Annotated in this window: 13 protein-coding genes; 2 read left to right on the forward strand and 11 right to left on the reverse strand. The window is 48.4% G+C overall.

Going from position 1 to position 18,668, the window contains the following annotated elements:
* The first annotated feature begins 3 nt into the window (after positions 1 to 3).
* On the forward strand, positions 4 to 5,547 hold the full coding sequence (locus tag MAMMFC1_RS13920; protein WP_126309081.1) for a non-ribosomal peptide synthetase: 5,544 nt from the start codon (positions 4 to 6) through the stop codon (positions 5,545 to 5,547).
* A gap of 62 nt (positions 5,548 to 5,609) precedes the next feature.
* Positions 5,610 to 6,623 (forward strand): helix-turn-helix domain-containing protein, encoded by a 1,014-nt coding sequence (locus tag MAMMFC1_RS13925; RefSeq protein ID WP_232035462.1) that lies wholly within the window; start codon positions 5,610 to 5,612, stop codon positions 6,621 to 6,623.
* Between the two features lie 225 nt (positions 6,624 to 6,848).
* On the opposite strand, the gene MAMMFC1_RS13930 is transcribed toward MAMMFC1_RS13925, so the two are convergent.
* From MAMMFC1_RS13930 to MAMMFC1_RS13980, 11 genes are all read right to left on the reverse strand, one after another.
* Positions 6,849 to 8,267: a metallophosphoesterase family protein gene (locus MAMMFC1_RS13930; protein WP_126309083.1), complete on the reverse strand. Its 1,419-nt coding sequence runs from the start codon at positions 8,265 to 8,267 to the stop codon at positions 6,849 to 6,851.
* Between the two features lie 45 nt (positions 8,268 to 8,312).
* On the reverse strand, positions 8,313 to 9,008 hold the full coding sequence (locus tag MAMMFC1_RS13935; protein ID WP_126309084.1) for a hypothetical protein: 696 nt from the start codon (positions 9,006 to 9,008) through the stop codon (positions 8,313 to 8,315).
* A 244-nt stretch (positions 9,009 to 9,252) separates the two neighbouring features.
* On the reverse strand, positions 9,253 to 10,023 hold the full coding sequence (locus MAMMFC1_RS13940) for a flavin reductase (RefSeq protein ID WP_126309085.1): 771 nt from the start codon (positions 10,021 to 10,023) through the stop codon (positions 9,253 to 9,255).
* Between the two features lie 453 nt (positions 10,024 to 10,476).
* A complete protein-coding gene (locus tag MAMMFC1_RS13945) occupies positions 10,477 to 10,914 on the reverse strand; it encodes a flavodoxin (protein WP_126309086.1) in 438 nt (145 codons plus the stop codon).
* 147 nt (positions 10,915 to 11,061) lie between these two features.
* Positions 11,062 to 12,966, reverse strand: a complete 1,905-nt coding sequence (locus tag MAMMFC1_RS13950) for a heavy metal translocating P-type ATPase (RefSeq protein WP_197723819.1) — start codon at positions 12,964 to 12,966, stop codon at positions 11,062 to 11,064.
* A 17-nt stretch (positions 12,967 to 12,983) separates the two neighbouring features.
* A complete protein-coding gene (locus MAMMFC1_RS13955) occupies positions 12,984 to 13,403 on the reverse strand; it encodes a MarR family winged helix-turn-helix transcriptional regulator (protein ID WP_126309087.1) in 420 nt (139 codons plus the stop codon).
* Positions 13,404 to 13,608: 205 nt separating this feature from the next.
* Positions 13,609 to 14,037: a MaoC family dehydratase gene (locus MAMMFC1_RS13960; RefSeq protein ID WP_232035463.1), complete on the reverse strand. Its 429-nt coding sequence runs from the start codon at positions 14,035 to 14,037 to the stop codon at positions 13,609 to 13,611.
* Between the two features lie 2 nt (positions 14,038 to 14,039).
* Positions 14,040 to 15,239 carry an electron transfer flavoprotein subunit alpha gene (locus tag MAMMFC1_RS13965; protein ID WP_126309088.1) on the reverse strand — a complete coding sequence of 400 codons (1,200 nt, stop codon included), beginning with the start codon at positions 15,237 to 15,239 and terminating at the stop codon, positions 14,040 to 14,042.
* Positions 15,240 to 15,250: 11 nt separating this feature from the next.
* Entirely contained in the window at positions 15,251 to 16,036 is a 786-nt protein-coding gene (locus MAMMFC1_RS13970; RefSeq protein ID WP_126309089.1) for an electron transfer flavoprotein subunit beta/FixA family protein, read from the reverse strand.
* Between the two features lie 437 nt (positions 16,037 to 16,473).
* Positions 16,474 to 17,880, reverse strand: coding sequence for a nucleoside recognition domain-containing protein (locus tag MAMMFC1_RS13975; RefSeq protein WP_126309090.1), 1,407 nt, complete (start codon positions 17,878 to 17,880; stop codon positions 16,474 to 16,476).
* On the reverse strand, positions 17,877 to 18,656 hold the full coding sequence (locus MAMMFC1_RS13980) for a FeoB small GTPase domain-containing protein (RefSeq protein WP_126309091.1): 780 nt from the start codon (positions 18,654 to 18,656) through the stop codon (positions 17,877 to 17,879). Before MAMMFC1_RS13980 ends, MAMMFC1_RS13975 begins: the two co-directional genes overlap by 4 nt.
* Between the last annotated feature and the right edge of the window lie 12 nt (positions 18,657 to 18,668).

The following is an 18,668-nucleotide window of genomic DNA, read 5'->3' on the forward strand; positions in this document are numbered from 1 at the left end:
ATTATGTCACAAAACACGAAAACCAATCCTAATCAGTTGTTGGCGCGTTTTCGCCGCGAAGGAGTTTTTTTATGGGAACAGAATGGGCAACTGTGTTACAAAGCGCCGAAAGGAAGGCTTAAGGACAATGATTTACAGGCCCTAAAGGATAACAAAACGGATATCTTGGATTTATTGCAGGCTGAATCCAAACCGGTGACAGTCACACCCGATCCAGAGTCCCGCTTTGAACCTTTCCCGCTCACCGATATACAGTCCGCTTATTTGTTGGGGCGTCATAACTTATTTGGCTATGGCGGCTTATCCTGCCACATTTATCTGGAACTAAACTATCCGGAGCTCGACCCCAAACGGACCGAGGCGGTCTGGAACCGGCTCATATTGCGCCACGATATGCTTAGGACAACTATTGATCAAAAAGGATGCCAGCGTGTCAGGCAGAGCGTACCGCAACTGAAGGTGGCTTACACCGACACAAGCGGCTGGGAAGAACAGAAAGCAGAAGCCAAGCTTGCGGAAATTCGGGAGGAAATGGGGCATCGCCTTTATAATACGGATCATTGGCCGTTATTCGATATTGGTGTAACCAAAGCCCATAAGCGGGCTGTCTTACATTTTTCCATGGATTTTCTTATTGCCGATTGGGCGAGTATTTGGTTGCTTTTGTCAGAATTTGAGGCACTGTACGAAGAGCCGGGGCGGCAATTGCCTGACCTTGATTTAAGTTTCCGCGATTATCTGCTGGCTGAAAGCCGCTTGCGGGAGACGGCCACTTATTCCCGGGATAAAGATTATTGGCTGCGGCGGGTTGATACCTTACCTTCAGCGCCAGACCTGCCTCTGGCCGGACAACAGGATAATTCCGGAACGGCTCGCTTCCGCCGTCGTTTCCTGCAACTGGACAATCATACCTGGGAGGGCCTTAAACAACGCGCTCAAAAACTGGGTTTAACCCCAACCGCCGTAGTGATGACTGCTTATGCCGCTGTTATCAAGAGATGGAGCCGGAACGAAAAGTTTTGTCTGAATCTGACTTTACTGAACCGGTTGCCTTTGCATGCCCAGGTCAATGATATTGTCGGCGATTTTACATCTGTCAATTTGCTGGCTGTAGACTGGTGCGAGGAGTATTCGTTCAGTGAACAGGCCAGGACCTTACAAAAACAGTTGTTTGAAGATTTGGACCATCGCCTGTTTTCCGGGGTGGAAGTCTTGCGGGAAATAGCACGCCGGCGTGGGCGGGAAGCTGCTTTGATGCCGGTAGTGTTTACCAGTGCGATTGGTCTTGTTGAACCAACTGCCGGCAATCAGCGAAAAGGCAAAGTCAACGGACATGGAATCAGCCAGACACCCCAGGTCGTCATCGACTGCCAGGCTATGGACGGCTTAGCCGGCCTACAGGTCAACTGGGATGTGCGGGAAGGCGTCTTTCCTGACCGGATGGTTGACGATATGTTTGATGCCTTTGATGAATTACTGCGTTCTCTGGCCAGGACGGATCAAATCTGGGATACAAATGAAGCTGTAGCCTTGCCTGCCTGGCAGCTAACAGAACGACAGCAAATCAACGCTGTTAAAGCTCCTTTACCGGACCAGCAATTGCACCGGCAGGTACTGGCACAAGCAACGGCAACCCCGGATCTCCCTGCTGTTTTTGACAGTGAAGGACATGTCACATACAGGGAGTTGGCTCAACGGGCCGCAGCCGTGGCTGAAAAATTAAAAGAGTTAGGTTGTGTAACCCAGGACCGGGTTGCGATAGTTATGGATAAATGCGTTCATCAAGTTGCCGCAGTATTGGGGACTTTGTTAGTTGGAGCCGTTTACGTTCCCATTGACACGAAGCAGCCGGAATTGCGGCGATTGGCTATGCTGGAGCAGGCAAGTGTCCGTTTTGTCTTAACATGTTCAATAACGCCAATGCAGTGGCCGGACAAATTAAAAATAATTGAAGCAGACAAATTAAAGCCATATCGGGGAAATATCACCATAGCCGGGGGTAACCCGGACTTGCCTGCATACATCATTTACACCTCGGGTTCCACAGGGCAGCCGAAGGGAGTTGTCATTAGCCACCGGGCAGCTGCCAACACCATTGCGGATATTAATCGCCGCTTTAACATCAACCGGGGTGACAGAGTACTGGGGCTGGCCCAACTAAGCTTTGATCTGTCCGTCTATGACATCTTTGGTCCCTTATCCGTGGGTGGCGCTTTAGTCTATCCAAATGCCGGCAGGCTGACCGACCCGTCGCACTGGGCTGAGCTGATGGCCCAACAGGAAGTAACAGTATGGAATTCCGTACCGGCATTGATGCAAATGCTGGTCGCCTATTTAAACTCCGAGCAAAAAATAACCTTACCCCAATTGCGCTTGGCTTTGCTTTCCGGAGACTGGATTCCCCTGACGCTGCCGGATATGCTTGTCAGGCGCTTACCTGCCGTGCAGGTAATTAGTCTGGGCGGAGCTACAGAAGCATCAATTTGGTCTATCTATCACATCTATAAAGGTCTTAAGGCTGACTGGCGCAGCATTCCTTACGGCCGGCCGCTTGCAAACCAGGAATTCCGGGTGCTGGACGCACAGCTGCGGGCTTGTCCGGTGTGGGTTGCCGGGGAGTTGTATATTACCGGCTGTGGCTTGGCTGAGGGCTATTGGGGTGATAACAAAATCACGCAGGAGAGATTTTTCCTGCACCCTGTGGATGGGCAGCGGCTTTATCGCACCGGTGACCTGGGCCGTTACACGCCCGGCGGCGAAATTGAGTTTCTTGGGCGTGAAGATAATCAAGTCAAAATCAAGGGGCATCGGATCGAACTGGGGGAAATTGAAGCGACGCTGCTCAAACATCCCGCTGTTGCTGCCGCCGGGGTGGTGGTAGATGGTTCCGGTGATGATAAAGCGTTGTTTGCTGTCGTGGAAACAGCCCACAGGAAAGAGCGGAATCCAGACGAACAAAAAACGGAGTTTGACAGACTGGTAAACGGTATTGACGAACAGGCCGATGTTGAAGCTGCTGGACTCAGCAGGGAAGAAGTTGATTTGGCAGCAGCAAACCTGGAAAAAGCCGTTCTCCATTCCATGCTGCAGGCGCTACTCAAGGCGGGGCTGTTTGCCGACGATAATGATGAAAAGCACTCGGAAAAGCATTCCCATTCAATGGAAGAAATCCTGAAAAAAGATGAGATAGTGCCTGCATTTCACTGGTTGGTCAGGCGCTGGCTGGCAATGTTGACTGAAGCCGGGTTGCTGTTGGAACATCCTCCTCAACATTTTAGCTGCCCCCGGAAACCGGACGGGAAGGAAGTAAACGAGTATTGGCAGGCGGCCGAGGCGTCGTGGGTTGCAAAGATTAGTTCAACGGGATTCATAGCCTATGTGCGAAGCAATGCGGAAAAGTTGCCGCAATTGCTCAACGGACAACAGGATCCGGTTTCACTGCTTTTTCCCGAGGGGAGGTTCGACCATGTTCGCGCCTTGTACTTTGATCATGTCATGGCCAACTATCTCAATCATTGTATTTGTACCCTCCTAAAACGCATTGCCGGGAATCATTCAGGCAAACCTTTGCGGATTTTGGAGATTGGAGCCGGTACGGGGGCAACCACGGAAAGAGTGTTAAAATCCCTGGAAGGCTTTAATGTGGATTATTTATTTACAGATGTCACAGCATTTTTTATCCCCGGGGCAAAATCATCTTTGGGACAATTCCCGGGGATACGTTTCGGTATTTTTGATGTGGATGAGGATTACCGGACCCAGGGGTTGGCGCCGAATAGCTTTGATATTGTGCTGGCTGCCGGGGTATTGGAGAACGCCCGCGACATTCCGGCAAGCATGAACAGGTTAAAAGAGCTAATTTGTCCCGGCGGTTGGCTGGTATTTACTGAACCAACAAAGGAACACGCCTGGATATTGGCTTCGCAGGCGTTTATGATGACTGAACCGGGTGACGGTTTGCGCGTAGACATTTCCTATCTTGACCGGGACGGATGGATGCGGCTGTTAAAAGAATATGGGGATGAACCGGTTTTGTCTTTACCGGCAGCGAACCACAAACTATCCTCTCTCGGCGTGCATCTGTTTGCAAAGCGTTTTAAAGAGGACTGGTTGCCGGTAAGTGTGCCGGAGTTGACGGATTTTCTCGCCCTACGCCTGCCCTCTCATATGCTTCCTTCTCAGCTGCAAATTGCCGATGCCCTGCCGCTGACCGGCAATGGCAAGCTGGACCGGCACGAGTTGGCAAAATGGCGGCCTAAACCGATCATAGAGAATTCCGCCATAGAAATGGATGAGAAAAGCTCAGACCTGCTGGAAGCGCAGCTTGCCAAGCTATGGGCTGAAGCATTGGGTATTCCCGGCATTGGAAGATTACAAAGCTTTTACGACCATGGCGCGGATTCACTCATTATGGCGCAAGTGGCTGGGAAGCTGCGCGAAAAATGTGCTGCGGATCCTTCACCAAGAGAAATTCCTTATGATGCATTACTCCGGCAAATGCTCAACTATCCAACTGTCGCTGCCTTGGCGGAATTTATACGCTTTTACAGTCAGGCGGCAGGACGCACGCCGGATGCGCTTTTGCCGGAACTGCGAAGCACGTCGGGTAATGCCGTGGTCACTGCTTACGGAGGGGGTGGGACAGGACCGCTTCGGGTTGTTTTCCATGCCGGCCTGGGTACAATGAACAGCTTTCATTTACTCTTGGAGCATTTTAAATTGCACAATATAGGACCTGTCATTGGCATTACGGTAGCGGACCCTGAGACGTATTGCGAGTTTGAACCATCCGGTCTTATTGAGCAAATTGCAGATGATTATGCCCGGTGCCTGTGGGCGAGTGGCCACACGCAAATGCAGCTCATCGGCTATAGCCTGGGCGGATTTATTGCTGTTGAAGTTGCAAGGCGTCTGGTTGAGCAGGGCCTACATGTGTCCGATCTGGTTTTGATTGACAGTCACCCGGTGCTTTTTGATGTTGACGATGATCTGGTCATTGAATTATTGTTTATTCCCAATCTGCATATTACCCTTGAACAGGCAGGTTTTGGCGGCGTAGATAGCGCTGATTTGGTACGGGGGTTATTACATATCTTCGAAAGCAACAACAAAAGTGTGCCAAAAGGATCTTCGTGCACAATCGGGGGCGATGAGGGCCTGGATAAAGTGGGCAAGTTATTTCGAAGACTGGCATCTCTCAGTATGAGGGAACGATTCAAAGCTTATAGCGATGCAGTTGCAAAAATCACCGGCGAGCAAATGCCGGTTGAGATGGCCGAGGGCCTGTATAAAGTCTATCGCCAAAGCTTTAAGGCTGCCCGGTTTACACCCCCGCCCTATATGGGGAATATCCGTTTCTTGCTGGCACTTGAGCCATTTAGTATTTTACCCGATACCGCTGAAATGACACTTGATTTTTGGCGGGAAGTCTGTCTTGATGAATTTGAAGTTACAGAAATTAGGGGAAATCACTTAAGTTGCATTGAAGAAGAACCAAATGCAACCAATCTTGCCAAGCTGATATCTGCGCCGCTTATCAAGAATTGAACGTTCCGCGGCAAGCCTTAGAGCAATTAAACCCGCAGCAACCCGGGGATAGGAGGATGAAGATGAAAGAACGGGAGACGGACCTGAAAGACCCGGTAACGAAGGCCATTCAGCGAAGAGTGTCTGTACTGCAACTGGCCGAAGTTCTGGGGAATGTTTCGGAAGCCTGCAGATGTTCCGGTATGAACCGGACCAGTTTCTATGAATGGAAAAAGCGGTTTCAAACCCAGGGAATAGAAGGCTTGAAAAATCTGCCGCCGATTCACAGGACACACCCGCAGAGGACACCGCCCGCAGTTGAGGCGAAAGTGATCGCGGCCAGTTTGGATCATCCCGACTGGGGTTGTTTGAAACTGGAAGCTTGTGTGAAATCACAGGGCATTCATGTCAGTTCAACCACCATCCAAAAAATCTTGCTTTGTCATAATCTGGGTTCCCGGCCCCAACGTTGGTTAAGACTGGAAAAAAAGTATCTAATGGAAGGGTTGCCGCTTAATTCTGAAGCGGTCAGGAAAATTGAACAATATAATCCTTGTTTTAAGGAGCGCTATACGGCAGTGAACCGCCCCGGCGAATTGTTGGCGCAAGACTCTTTTTATGTGGGCACCCTCTCAGATCTAGGCCAGATTTATCTGCATGCCGTGGTCGATATGTATAATTCCTTTGCCTTTGGGCTGCTTTATGCCGGCAGAGCGCCCAAATGCGCCGTGGCTGTGCTTCGTAACCAGGTGCTGCCGTTCTTCCGGGAGAAAAAAATTCCGGTAGGTGCTGTTGTCACAGACAACGGACGGGAGTTTTACGGTAAAGAAACGCATTATGAGAATTTCCTGGCGCTTAACGGCGTGAAACACCGGCGCCCGCAGGGACGGAATCCGAAAACCAATGGCTTTATTGAACGGTTTAAGCGTACGGTTCTGAAGGAGTTTTTCCTCATAGCCTTTCAAAACAAGTTCTATAACACTGTTGAAGGGTTGCAGGCGGATTTTGATGTTTGGCTGGCTGCTTACAACTATGAACGGCCGCACTTAGGCTATCGCAATTTTGGGAAGCGGCCTATTGATATGATTAATGATTAATGATTAACGACTTTAAATAAGGGCTGATGCCCCTGACCCTGCATGCCGTGTGGGCCACCATCCTGGGAGCGGTGAACAAAGGGGCTGCCTCTTATAGGTTTAAAAACCTTTTGAGACAGCCCCTTTTTATATTATAAACAATGAATATAATTTCTTGTCCCATGAACTACCGGCAACTGTCAGCGTCGCAAACGCCGCGAACAACCTTGCAGTATTTAGGAAATGCTAGAATGTCTGCAGCGATTTACCCGTTACCAGATCGATCACATTATTATTATCGGCCAGCAAGCTTTCTGTACCGATGGAAACCAGGTACTGGCCCATCATTCTGACGGTTGCATCGCTAGAAGAAGCCAGTGATTGGTAAATAGACCTGGTTTGAGAGTCGGGATTTTCGTCACCTTGGTAATGGGCGATCATAGCGGCTATAAATATGTCGGATACAGTCAGAGAAGGAGTTATTTTGGTTGCTGCATAACCTGTTGCCATTGCAGTTAACTGAGCGTCAGTGTAAGTAGGGTAAGATCCCCTTAATAGGATTGCCAAATATTGAATCAGCAAATCTTTCATATTATTGGCGGTAAAATTTTTGGCGTAGGTCTGGAAGTCAACATTGCCTGTATTGTAAGCAGTGGTTGTTACTCTCTGAGAAATCGTTCTCAGTTTCTTTCTATCGGGAGAAAACTCCACGTAACGGTAAGGAATAGGGTAGGTAACTAGTGATCCCGTTTCCACATCGATGAGGAAATCGCCGTTGGCGCCAGTAATTTGTTTCTCCGCTATATCCTGAGCGTGGAAGTGTCCCGTAAACACTATCTTCATTCCGAGACTGCTTAATTCTTTTGCCACTTGATCATAATTTTCTACAACATATTCTCCCCAAAACTGTGGTTGGGCGGAGAAGTGGGGTACGATACCATGATGCATCATGCCGATTACTGTTTTGCCTTCAGCAACGGACGCTTTAATTTGGTTTTTTATCCAATTTAATCGGTCTGTTGTGAAGCTGCCCCTGGTTGCCCCATACACACAAGAGTCCATAGCGACCAGGCGAAGGCCCTTAGCCGGTTCGACAACATAACTCAGTGAGTTGGGGTCTACGGCAATAGCCTTATTGTAACCACATTCGTTATAAATACGCTTAAATTCGCTGCCGGAGGTATTTGGTACCCTCGTTTTGGTGCTGCCGCTGTAGCTATAGGCATTAGGGCAATCGATGTCGTGGTTTCCATTAATGACATACACCGGTTTTCCCGCTTGGGCAAGTTCGCGCATGTAGTCGGCAAACTTCTGGTGACAAAGGTATTCCCCGTCTTTTGTCAAGTCGCCGCACACGATGACAAACTGGGCGTCACTTTTCTTTATGGCGTTGATGACGCTTTCAAGGGTTGTCTTGCTTTCGGCCAGCATCTTTCTATCTTGCGCGAGATAGGCTTCAAAGGCCGGGCCTGTTGTGCCAAGGCTGGGATCATAATAATGGGTATCGGAGAGAACGACAAATTTGACATTGTCTAAATACTTGCCGACAGGAAGAGCAGCGAAAGCTGTTGCTGGGTCGAATGCCATTGCCGCCGCGGTCCCCAGAGCCAGCTGCAAAAAACTTCTGCGGCTCAGAATATGTATGGAACCGGTTTTATCCTTCATATAAGTGCCTCCTTATTTGTCATTTTGTGAACCTGGCCAAGAGGGTTAGAATTTAAATGTCACGCCATAGCCAAAGCCTTTGGCGGTGAAATCCGATTGACCATTGCCATCTTTCCAGGATAAGTTTTTATACTGACTGTTAGTGTAGAAGGCGTCTAAATCGACGTTTTGGGCCAAAGCATAACTGACTCCCAATTTACAGGCGTTCATGTTGTTGCCAAAGGCGACAGTTGCATAAAGGTTGGTTTTGTCCATAACAGGGAGTATGCCAGTCAAGCCAAGTTGCCAGTAGCTTTTCCAGTCCGTGCTGGTGCTACCGCCTTCTATGAAGCCATCACCGCTTGAAGATATTTCTTGTGTTGCTTTTACTTGGGAAAAACCGGTAAAAGCGACAGCGTTTTCGTTTAATTGATAAAGAAGGTTATACTCTTTTACATCCAATTTGGTGTTAAAGGTTAATAAATTATTGAAATTGGTGTCTTTGGATTTAGGTGCGGATTGTTTGTACTGTAGGGCAATCTTGTTCCCAAGACCGGCAGTTAAATCAAAGCCTACGGTGCTTTTGCCATCAGCATCGGGAATGCTGCCTCCGGCATCATGGTAGGTTTCTGATATCTTAGGAGACTGGAATGTCACGTCGAGAGCCATTTTCCCCTGGGAAAAATCGGTTAAGGGGCCGGCGAAAGCAGTATTAGCTATCGCCATGATTCCGAAAATAACAATACATGTTTTGCGTTTCATGGACGGCAACTCCTCCTGTTCACGAATCAATTGAATTGATTGATAATTATCTATTATCTAACATAAATTATAGCAAACGTTGGAAAATGAAAATATTACAATTGTGTTAAGAGGTTGTTATTTTTTTGAATGAACAATATGATCAATTAAAATAATGAAAGGACAAATGAGAACAGCTTATCCAATGATATCCATGCTTTTATCATTGGATAAGCTGTTTTTGCAGTTTTGACGTTCCTATTATTTATTTTGCCCTGTTTTCCCGATATAGGTGATAGGTGAGAGGATCTTCATCTACAATCATCCGGCCGGCGGTTACATCGCCTATAAACAAAGTATGGGTTCCGACATCAACACTTTTTTCGGGAAGAATTGTTCCTTCCACATACGCTACCCCGTTTTTCAATATGGGACAGCCATTTTTTCCGGCTATATACTCTATATCCTTAAACTTATTTACATTGCGTCCGGACTGATAGCCAAAATGCCGGACCATATCCAACTGATTAGTACTCAGCATGGATATGGCGAATACCGCGCTGGCCATTATATATTCATGGGTTAGATTTTCTTTGTTAAGACAGACGGCCAGCCGCGTCGGCTGGTCGGTTAGCTGGAAAGCGGTGTTACAGCATTGGCCGTTCAATTGGCCGGCATTAACGGAAGTAATAATATATAGTCCATAGCTGACTTTATTAAGGGCCGATCTGGCGGTGCCCAGTCCGGCAGCGGCGATTGCCTCGGCAGTAAGGGATTGAGCGTCATCACTTAAGAGGACGAACGCGTCAGATCCAGCGCCGCATAACGGGCAGACATCAGGCGGGGTTTCGCCCACATGAACGTAATCGCACACAGTACACTTCCAACGTTTGGCAGGAATCGGCCGGGCTGTTGCGACAGTAGTTTCGCCAACAGATGAAAACTCTTCCGGACCGACTCCGCAGATGGGACATTCCGCCGGAGGTTTCTCTCCCTCATACACATATCCGCAGACATTGCAGCGCCATTTGCTCATCCAACACCCTCCTAATAAGCACATTGCATAATATAAACACAGAAAAAAATCATTTAACAACAAATTTCGTTTGATTAACATTTTCCTGCAAATTTATTTATTTGTCAATAATACAATGAAATATTCCATGATAAAAAAACAAAACCGCCATCCTTACCGGATGACGATTCCTGGTGTGGTACGCAGTTTAGCGGCTCCAGCTGGCAGGCCAGTTTTTCGGTATGTACATCTTGTTTTCTATCGTCGTCTTAGGGTGATTATTATGTGTGGGTGTGGGTTGGCTGCTATGAGTCGAATTTGTATTGGATAAAGCGGGCAACCGGGGAACTTCTGTAATTGTTCCGGTATGTTTTGCATGAATGCAATTAACGTTCAAATTTACCACCTCTAATTTTTATTAATAACTTTTCAGGAAGATATATGCAGTCGATATATGATAACCATCTTTATTCGCTAGCGGGCAGCGGACGCAAGTTTTGCCCCCAGTTCCTTGCACTTAGCCTCTCCGGCATCGTCCGGAGTACTTTGGATAATCAGCCCGTTGTCCACCAGGGCGGCGCCCTGATTTTTCATTCGTTCCGTCCAATCCCGCATCCACTGACCGTCGCCCCAATCATAAGAGCCGAATAAGGCCAATGGTTTTCCGGCCAGGTTTTCTCCCTCCAGGGAATGAATGAAAGGTTCCATTTCTTCTTCTTCCAAGGCCTCATCTCCCATGGACGGGCAACCAAGAGCCAAGGCATTTGAGTTAAGTACATCCTCGTGCGAAGCTTTGTCGACGGAAATTAAGCTTACGGCAACCCCATCCAAGCTTGCGCCTTCGGCAATTGCTTCAGCCATTTTTTGTGTATTTCCTGTCCCGCTCCAGTAAATAACCGATACTTTTTTCATAGGCTCATCCCTCCTGATAATGATAATTATTATCAATTAATGACCTATTCATATCATACCATTAATCCAATTAGCTGTCAATAAAAAGAAAAGCTCCCGCCAGGAGCTTTTTTACGTAAAGGTACAACTTTTCTATAAAAACAGTCATTATGCACTTTGCCACTTCATTAGACGAGCGGAATTGGCTATTACCAGCACTGAACCGGCGTTATGGACTAATGCTCCGAGAATTGGCCCCATAATACCAAGGGAAGCTAGAACTATTGCAACGAAATTAATCAGCATGGACAATAAAATATTGAAATTAATTGTTCGCAAAGTTTGCCGGCTTAAATTTATCAATTGCGATATTTTGCCAATGTCGTTAGACATAAGGGCGATATCGGCCGTTTGAACAGCTACATCCGTTCCGGTAGCACCCATGGCAATTCCTATATCGGCTAATGCCAGGGCCGGCGCGTCATTGATGCCATCGCCGACCATCGCTACCTGGTAACCCTGTTCTTTCAATCTATTGACTACTTTGCCTTTTTGTTCCGGCAACTGTTCAGCAACATAGCGGGTAATATTAGTTGCTGCCGCGATGGCTGCCGCGGTGCGGGGATTATCCCCGGTCAGCAGCCAAATTTCCCGGATACCGTCTTCTTGCAGTCGTTTCACCGCCTCAGCTGATTCTTCCCTAACCGGATCAGCCACTGTTATAACTCCGGCCAGGCTGCCGCCTACCGCCAATAGCAGGGCGGTTTGTCCTTTTTCTTCAGCTTGCGTGATAAAAATTTCGATCTCATGCGCCAATGGTATGGATTCTTGTTTCATCAGTTTACGATTACCGATGAGTATTAATGAACCACTATAATTTGCCTCTAGCCCATGACCCAATCGTACTTTAAATGAATCAGGGTCCGGGACAGTTAAATTTTCCTCATAGGCCTTTTTGATGATAGCTTGGGACAAAGGATGCTCAGAAAATTTTTCCGCAATAGCTGCTAATTGCAGTAATTTTTGTTCACTTAAGGCATTAAATGCTTTTATCTCAGTAACCATTGGTTTTCCTTTGGTTAAAGTGCCGGTTTTATCAAAAATTACGGCAGTAATTTTGCCGCTGACCTCCATAGCTTGCCCGCTTTTGACCAGGATACCGGTTTTCGCTGCCTGGCCGATGCCGGCCATCATGGCGGTAGGAGTGGCCAAACAGAGGGCGCAAGGGCAAAAAACAATCAGGATGGTCACCGCCCGGATAATATCAGCGGTAAAAACATAGACCAGTATGGCTGTGAGCAGGGCTGCCGGCACCATCCATGCCGCCCAGCGGTCAGCCGTACGGATTATAGGGGCTTTGCTTTTTTCAGCTTCTTCCACCAGTTTGATCACCTTAGCCAGAGTGGTGTCTTCGCCTACTTTAGTAGCCTTTATCCCTAAGGATCCTAACTGATTTAACGAACCTATATAGACTTCATCACCAGGCAGCTTATCCACGGGCATAGACTCTCCTGTAACTGCAGCCTGGTTTACCGCAGATTGGCCGGAAGCAACTATTCCGTCTACCGGAATATATTCGCCGGGCTTCACCAAAACCATATCGCCGACCTGAACTTTTTCGGCAGGAATATTAATTTCCTGACCGTCACGGCGAACCCTTGCCGTGGGGGGAACAACACTAATCAGATCTTTAATACCGGCTTTAGCCTTGGATACCGTTCTCTCTTCCAATAACTCGCCAAGCATCATAATAAAGGCTACTTCACCGGCGGCAAAATATTCCCCGACAAACACCGCGGCAATTAATGCTATGCTGATAAGTACGCCGGCTTTAATATCTCTATTGACGAACAACCCAATGACCGCACCTTTTAAAATAGGTGTGCCGCTGATAATAATGCTTATCCAGGCCAGGTCAAAACCCGCTTGCTCTTTAAACAGGCCGAACCAGCTCAATATCAAAAATAAACCGGAAATACCGGTAAGCCCATAAGTCCAAAATTCTGCCGGCAGACTTGAGAAAAAACTGCTTTTTTTCTTGGCCGGCGATTTGGGCATTACTAATTCTTCCACAATACCGCGTCCTTTCTTTAAAAAATCTCGGCATTAACCTTTTTTAATATTGCTAACATTTGCGCGCTCTCTTCTGCCGAGAGAATAGACAACACTTGTTCGGTCAGAGTGTTATGGTATTTATGATGTTCGGCAAAAGCCTTTTTGCCTTTGTCAGTCAGAGTTATCAAGTAAACCCGGCGGTCTTCCTTCACCGACTCCCGTTGGGCGTACCCTTCTTTTTCCAGGCGGTCAACGGTAACGGTGGTAGTCCCTGTGGTAACGCCTAATTTTTGCGCGAGATTTTTCATGTTTATTGGACCATATGTGCCGAGTATTTCAACGGCGTGAGCTTCGGCCACCGTTAAATTGCCGGCCCGTATTACCGAATTTTCCCAGGAAGCAAATCCATTGAAAAAAATAAACAATTCATGGGTAAATTCATCAACCACAGGCATGTATCACTCCTTATAATTTGAATTTATAAATATTCTATTATAGAATTGTTTGATTGTCAAATATATTTTATATTTTACTGCGAAATTATCTTGACACACATTTCCCAGTCGCGTGAGAAAATACATAAATTTTTCCGGAAAATACAAAATCGCCGAATCAATGTCCGGCGATTCAGAAGTTTCAGTGGTTATGACGATCTTTTAGTTAATCTTTTTTTCTTACAGTGGCTTTGCCGTCGATTACTACGGTCCCTGCTTGATTGGTTACAGTAGTTTTTAAAATCAAGCGGCTTTTCCCTTCGATTTTTTCCATGACTTCTACGGTAGCGGTAACGGTATCACCAATTTTGACCGGGGCCTTGAAAGACAGTTCCTGGCCAAGATAGATGGTATTGGCGCCGGGAAGGACAGTCCCCAGGACAGCGGAGATAAAACCTGCCGACAGCATGCCGTGAGCGATAGGTTCTTTGAATACAGTGGTTTTGGCATAGTCAGCGTCAGTATGCAAGGGGTTGAGGTCGCCGGTCAGATTTGCATAAGTGTAGACGTCATGGGCTGTTATGGTTTTAGACATGCTGGCTTTATCGCCGATTTTTATATCAGCGAACTTGATGTTTCTTACCATTTTTACCATAGTCAAGCAATCCCTTTAATCTTTTTGAATTCGGTTATAAGGGCCGGAATGACTTCCATCACGTCCCCTACAATGCCGTAATCGGCCACTTTGAAAATTGGCGCGTCGGCGTCTTTATTGATGGCAATAACAATGTCGGAGGAGGACATACCGGCCAGATGCTGGATGGCGCCGGAAATACCGCAAGCAAAGTAAATTTTAGGGCCAACGGTTTTACCGGTTTGCCCCACCTGATGCAAGGCCGGTTTCCAGCCGGCGTCGACAGCCGCGCGGGACGCGCCGACAGCTGCGCCCAGGACATTGGCCAACTCTTCAATGAGGGTGAAGTTTTCAGGCTTACACATGCCACGCCCTCCGGAAACAATAATTTCGGCTTCTTCCAGGTTGCAGGCGGCTGTACAGGATTGAATCACGCCGAGAAGTTTGGTCCGGATATCTTCCGGGCGAACTTTGCTTTGAACCCGGATGATTTCACCGCTCTTAGAGAAGTCCTGTTCCGGACGCTTGAATACTTTCGGGCGGACTGTGCCCATTTGCGGGCGATGGTCAGGACACAGAATGGTAGCCATAATATTGCCGCCAAAGGCCGGACGAGTCCAGGCGACTAAACCGGTTTCTTCGTCAATGCCCAGATTGGTGCAATCGGCGGTAAGCCCGGTGCCCACCCGGCAGGCCACCCGCGGACCCAGATCGCGGCCGTCATTGGTAGCTCCCATGAGGATAACCGATGGACGATAGGTCTCAATCAGATGGGTAAGGGTAATGGTGTAAGCGTCGGTGGAATAGTGATTAAATTCAGGCCCCTCAACCAGATAAACCTTATCCGCGCCGCTGGCAAATATTTCTTTTGCCAGGCTTTCCACATTTTCGCCGATGAGAATACCGGCCAGTTCCTGGCCCATAGTGTCAGCCAGTCTGCGGCCTTCGCCCAGGAGTTCATGGGAGACATTGCGGATATGTCCGGCTACTTGCTCAATATACACCCAAACGCCTTTATACAGGCTCTTGTCCATAGCTGCCGATTTTTCTTCCGCTTCGCGGATAATTGCGCCGGCAGGACATACATCGATACAGGCGCCGCAGGCGGTGCACGCCTCAGTAATTACTATTTTATTATCCGCCATTATGATTGCGCCGAACGGGCAACTACTGATACAAGCGCCGCAGGCGGTACACTGATCTTTAATTTCCTTGACAGCCATATTATTACCCCCTAGATAATCTTGGCATCAGCCAGTTTTTGGATTAACAGGGCCGCTGATTCCCGCGCCGAATCAGTCTGGATAATTTCACCCTGGGTACGCTGTTTGGGGGAGAAGATACGTCGCACTTGCGTAGGTGATCCTTTGAGTCCGATCTTGTCCGGACTAACCTCTACATCGTTTGCCGTCCAGACGGGAATTGCCTTGCGGTTGGCCTTCATTGTCCCTTTGACGCTGGGGTAACGGGGTTCATTGATGGATTTGACAACAGTTAACATAACAGGAGTAGCTGCCTCAATTATTTCATATCCTTCCTCTTGCTCCCGCTCGACTTTCAACTTATTGCCCCCAGCCTCAATTTTGGAAACATAGGTAACTTGCGCGATTCCTAAGTGTTCGGCAATTTCCGGGCCAACCTGGGCAGTATCGCCGTCAATTGCCTGCTTGCCGCAAAGGATAACATCCACGTTGCCTAGTTTTTTAATTCCGGCGGCCAGGGTATGGCTTGTAGCCAAAGTATCGGCGCCGCCGAAAGCGCGGTCGCTTATTAAGACGGCCTCATCGGCGCCCATGGCAATACATTCTTTCAGGGCTTCAGCGGCTTGGGGCGGTCCCATGGAGATAACGGTAACCTTGCCGCCATGTTTTTCCTTAAGTTGTAAGGCAGCTTCCAGCGCATTTTTGTCAAAGGGATTGACAATGCTGGGTACACCTTGCCGGATAAGAGTATTGGTCGCTGGGTCAATTTTTACTTCGGTGGTGTCAGGCACTTGCTTGACACATACAACGATTTCCATCAACTGTATCCTCCTGCTCAGTAAATATGAGTTATAACGGTAATAAAGTACCCATTTTGCGCTTTTTTTTTCCAAAAGTAATCCAGCATACTTTTTTCGAGACCGGAAACCGAAATTCCTTTTATTTCTTCGAATTTATGTGGTTTTAACAAAATATCATAAACTCCGGCTATAAGTCTAATCCGGCGTTGCCGGGGGGTTTAGCACCAGAACTATTTTTATAGTATTATATACAAAATTATGAAAAATTGTAAAAAATAGATTGAACCCATTTGCGGGTGAACCAGTAAAAAAGTCATGAGAAAAGCCCCTTTAGGGGCTGAATAAAAAGGTTATGCAGCTGGCGGACTTTTTCAGCGAGTCTTGAGACTCGGCTAGTACTATGTCGTTATAGGGCGTAATCAAGCCACCCGTTTTACGGGTGGTCATGACTACTATTAGGCTAAACCTAAGAAACGAGCCGATTGGGCTACAATGAAACATACGGCGAAAGCAATTGCTGTTGGGATGAGGAAGGACAGGAAGGTCCATTTGTAGCTGCCGGACTCTTTGTATACTGAAAGCAATGTGGTGGTGCACGGCCAGTGCAGCAGGCAGAAGAGCATTGCGCTGACGGCAGTCAGCCAGGTCCAGCCGTGGTTGAGTAATATTTGGCGAAGTTCTTCCAGACTATCGAATTCAACCATTTGGCCTGTGGACAAATAACTCATGAGCAGGATTGGAACCACGATCTCATTTGCGGGGAGGCCAAGGATGAAGGCCAGGAGAATGAACCCGTCAAGGCCGATAGAATAGCCGAGAGGCTGCAGCCAGCCGGCAAGGTGGCCGATTATGCTCATGTCTCCTATGTAGACATTGCCGAGTATCCAGGTGATAGCCCCTGCCGGAGCGGCCATGATTACAGCCCGCTTTAATACGAAGAGCGTGCGGTCGATTATGGAACGGTAAATGATGGCGCCAATCTGCGGCGGGCGGTAAGGCGGCAATTCTAGGATCAGGGATGAGGGTTCACCCTTAAGGATGGTATGGGATAGTGTCCAGGATACAGCGAATGTTGTGGCAATGCCTAACAGAACAACTGCGGTTATCGCCAGCGCGGCAACTAACGGCTCATATCCGGCCGCGAATGCGCCGCCGACAAAGATGGCGGCAATAGCGATGAGGGTGGGAAAACGCCCGTTGCAGGGAACGAAATTGTTGGTCAGCATGGCGATGAGCCGTTCCCGCGGCGAGTCAATAATCCGGCAGGATACGATACCGGCGGCATTGCAGCCAAAGCCCATGCACATGGTTAAAGCCTGTTTGCCGCATGCCTTGCATTTTTTGAAGAAATTATCCATGTTAAAAGCGACTCGCGGCAAATAACCCAGGTCTTCCAGCAGGGTAAACAAGGGAAAAAAGATGGCCATTGGCGGCAGCATAACCGATACCACCCAGGCTAAGCCTCTATACAGACCTAAAACAAGTACCCCGTGCAGCCATGCCGGGGCGCCTGCGAGCTCAAACCATGCAGTAAGCTGATCCTGGACGGCGAACAGGGCATCGGCAATCATCCCGGAGGGCACGTTGGCGCCTTCAATGGTGATCCAAAAGATCATCCCTAATAGCGCCAGCATGATCGGGTAACCCAACAAACGGGAGGTAAGGATATCATCAAGTTTAGCATCCCAGGAGGATTTTGCTTGTGCTTTACGGCTGATTACTTTATGCGCTATCTGTTCCGCGTTGGCGTAAATGTCGGATACAATACTATCACCCAGCGTATTGCCGGAACTGAGGCGAATTTTATCCGCCTCAGCACAGACATCCGCCAGCGTCGTCATCGGCTTCAGAATTCCGCTCATATTACTGCTGCCTCCTGGAGCATTTCAGATTTGGTCTGAAGATCCAGATGCAGGCGGATGCTTTCAACAAATGCCTTATCCCCGTCTAATAGCCGGAGAGCAACCCAGCGGGGGTTTAGCTTGTGGTCGACGAGGCGCTGAATATTCGGGAGAAGCTTTTCCACTGCCGCTTCTACAGGCGGCGAATAAACAAGTTGCCGGGGATTGCCTTTACGGGCGCCGGTGCTGACTTGATACAGGGTCTCCCGGAGAGTATCCAAGCCTTCCCCGTTACGGGCGGCGGCAGCCACGACAGGCGTACCCAGCTCTTTTTCCAACGCCGGGAAATCAATGCTGATATTTTTCTTTCTGGCTTCGTCTATGAGATTGACACACACAATGACATTCGGGGTGATTTCCATGACCTGCAGGGCAAGGTTCAGATTCCGTTCCAGGCAGGTGGCATCCAGAACCACAAGGGTGGCATCCGGCTGACCAAAGCAGATAAAGTCACGGGCGACCTGTTCTTCCACAGTGTGCGCCAGTATGGAATATGTTCCTGGCAGGTCCACCAGCAGGAAGGGCTTCTGCCGATAAGTAAAGGTGCCTTGGGCGTTATCTACCGTTTTGCCGGGCCAGTTGCCGGTGTGCTGGCGTAGACCTGTCAGGGCGTTAAATACAGTGCTTTTGCCAACATTGGGGTTGCCGGCCAGGGCAATTACGTATTGTCCTGCCTCCGGGACTATGCCGAAATGTTCGCGCAGTACCCGGCTGCGGTTTTCTCCTGGCATATTCATTCTCATCGCCTC

This window comes from Methylomusa anaerophila, from assembly GCF_003966895.1.
GTDB classification, from domain to species: domain Bacteria; phylum Bacillota; class Negativicutes; order Sporomusales; family Sporomusaceae; genus Methylomusa; species Methylomusa anaerophila.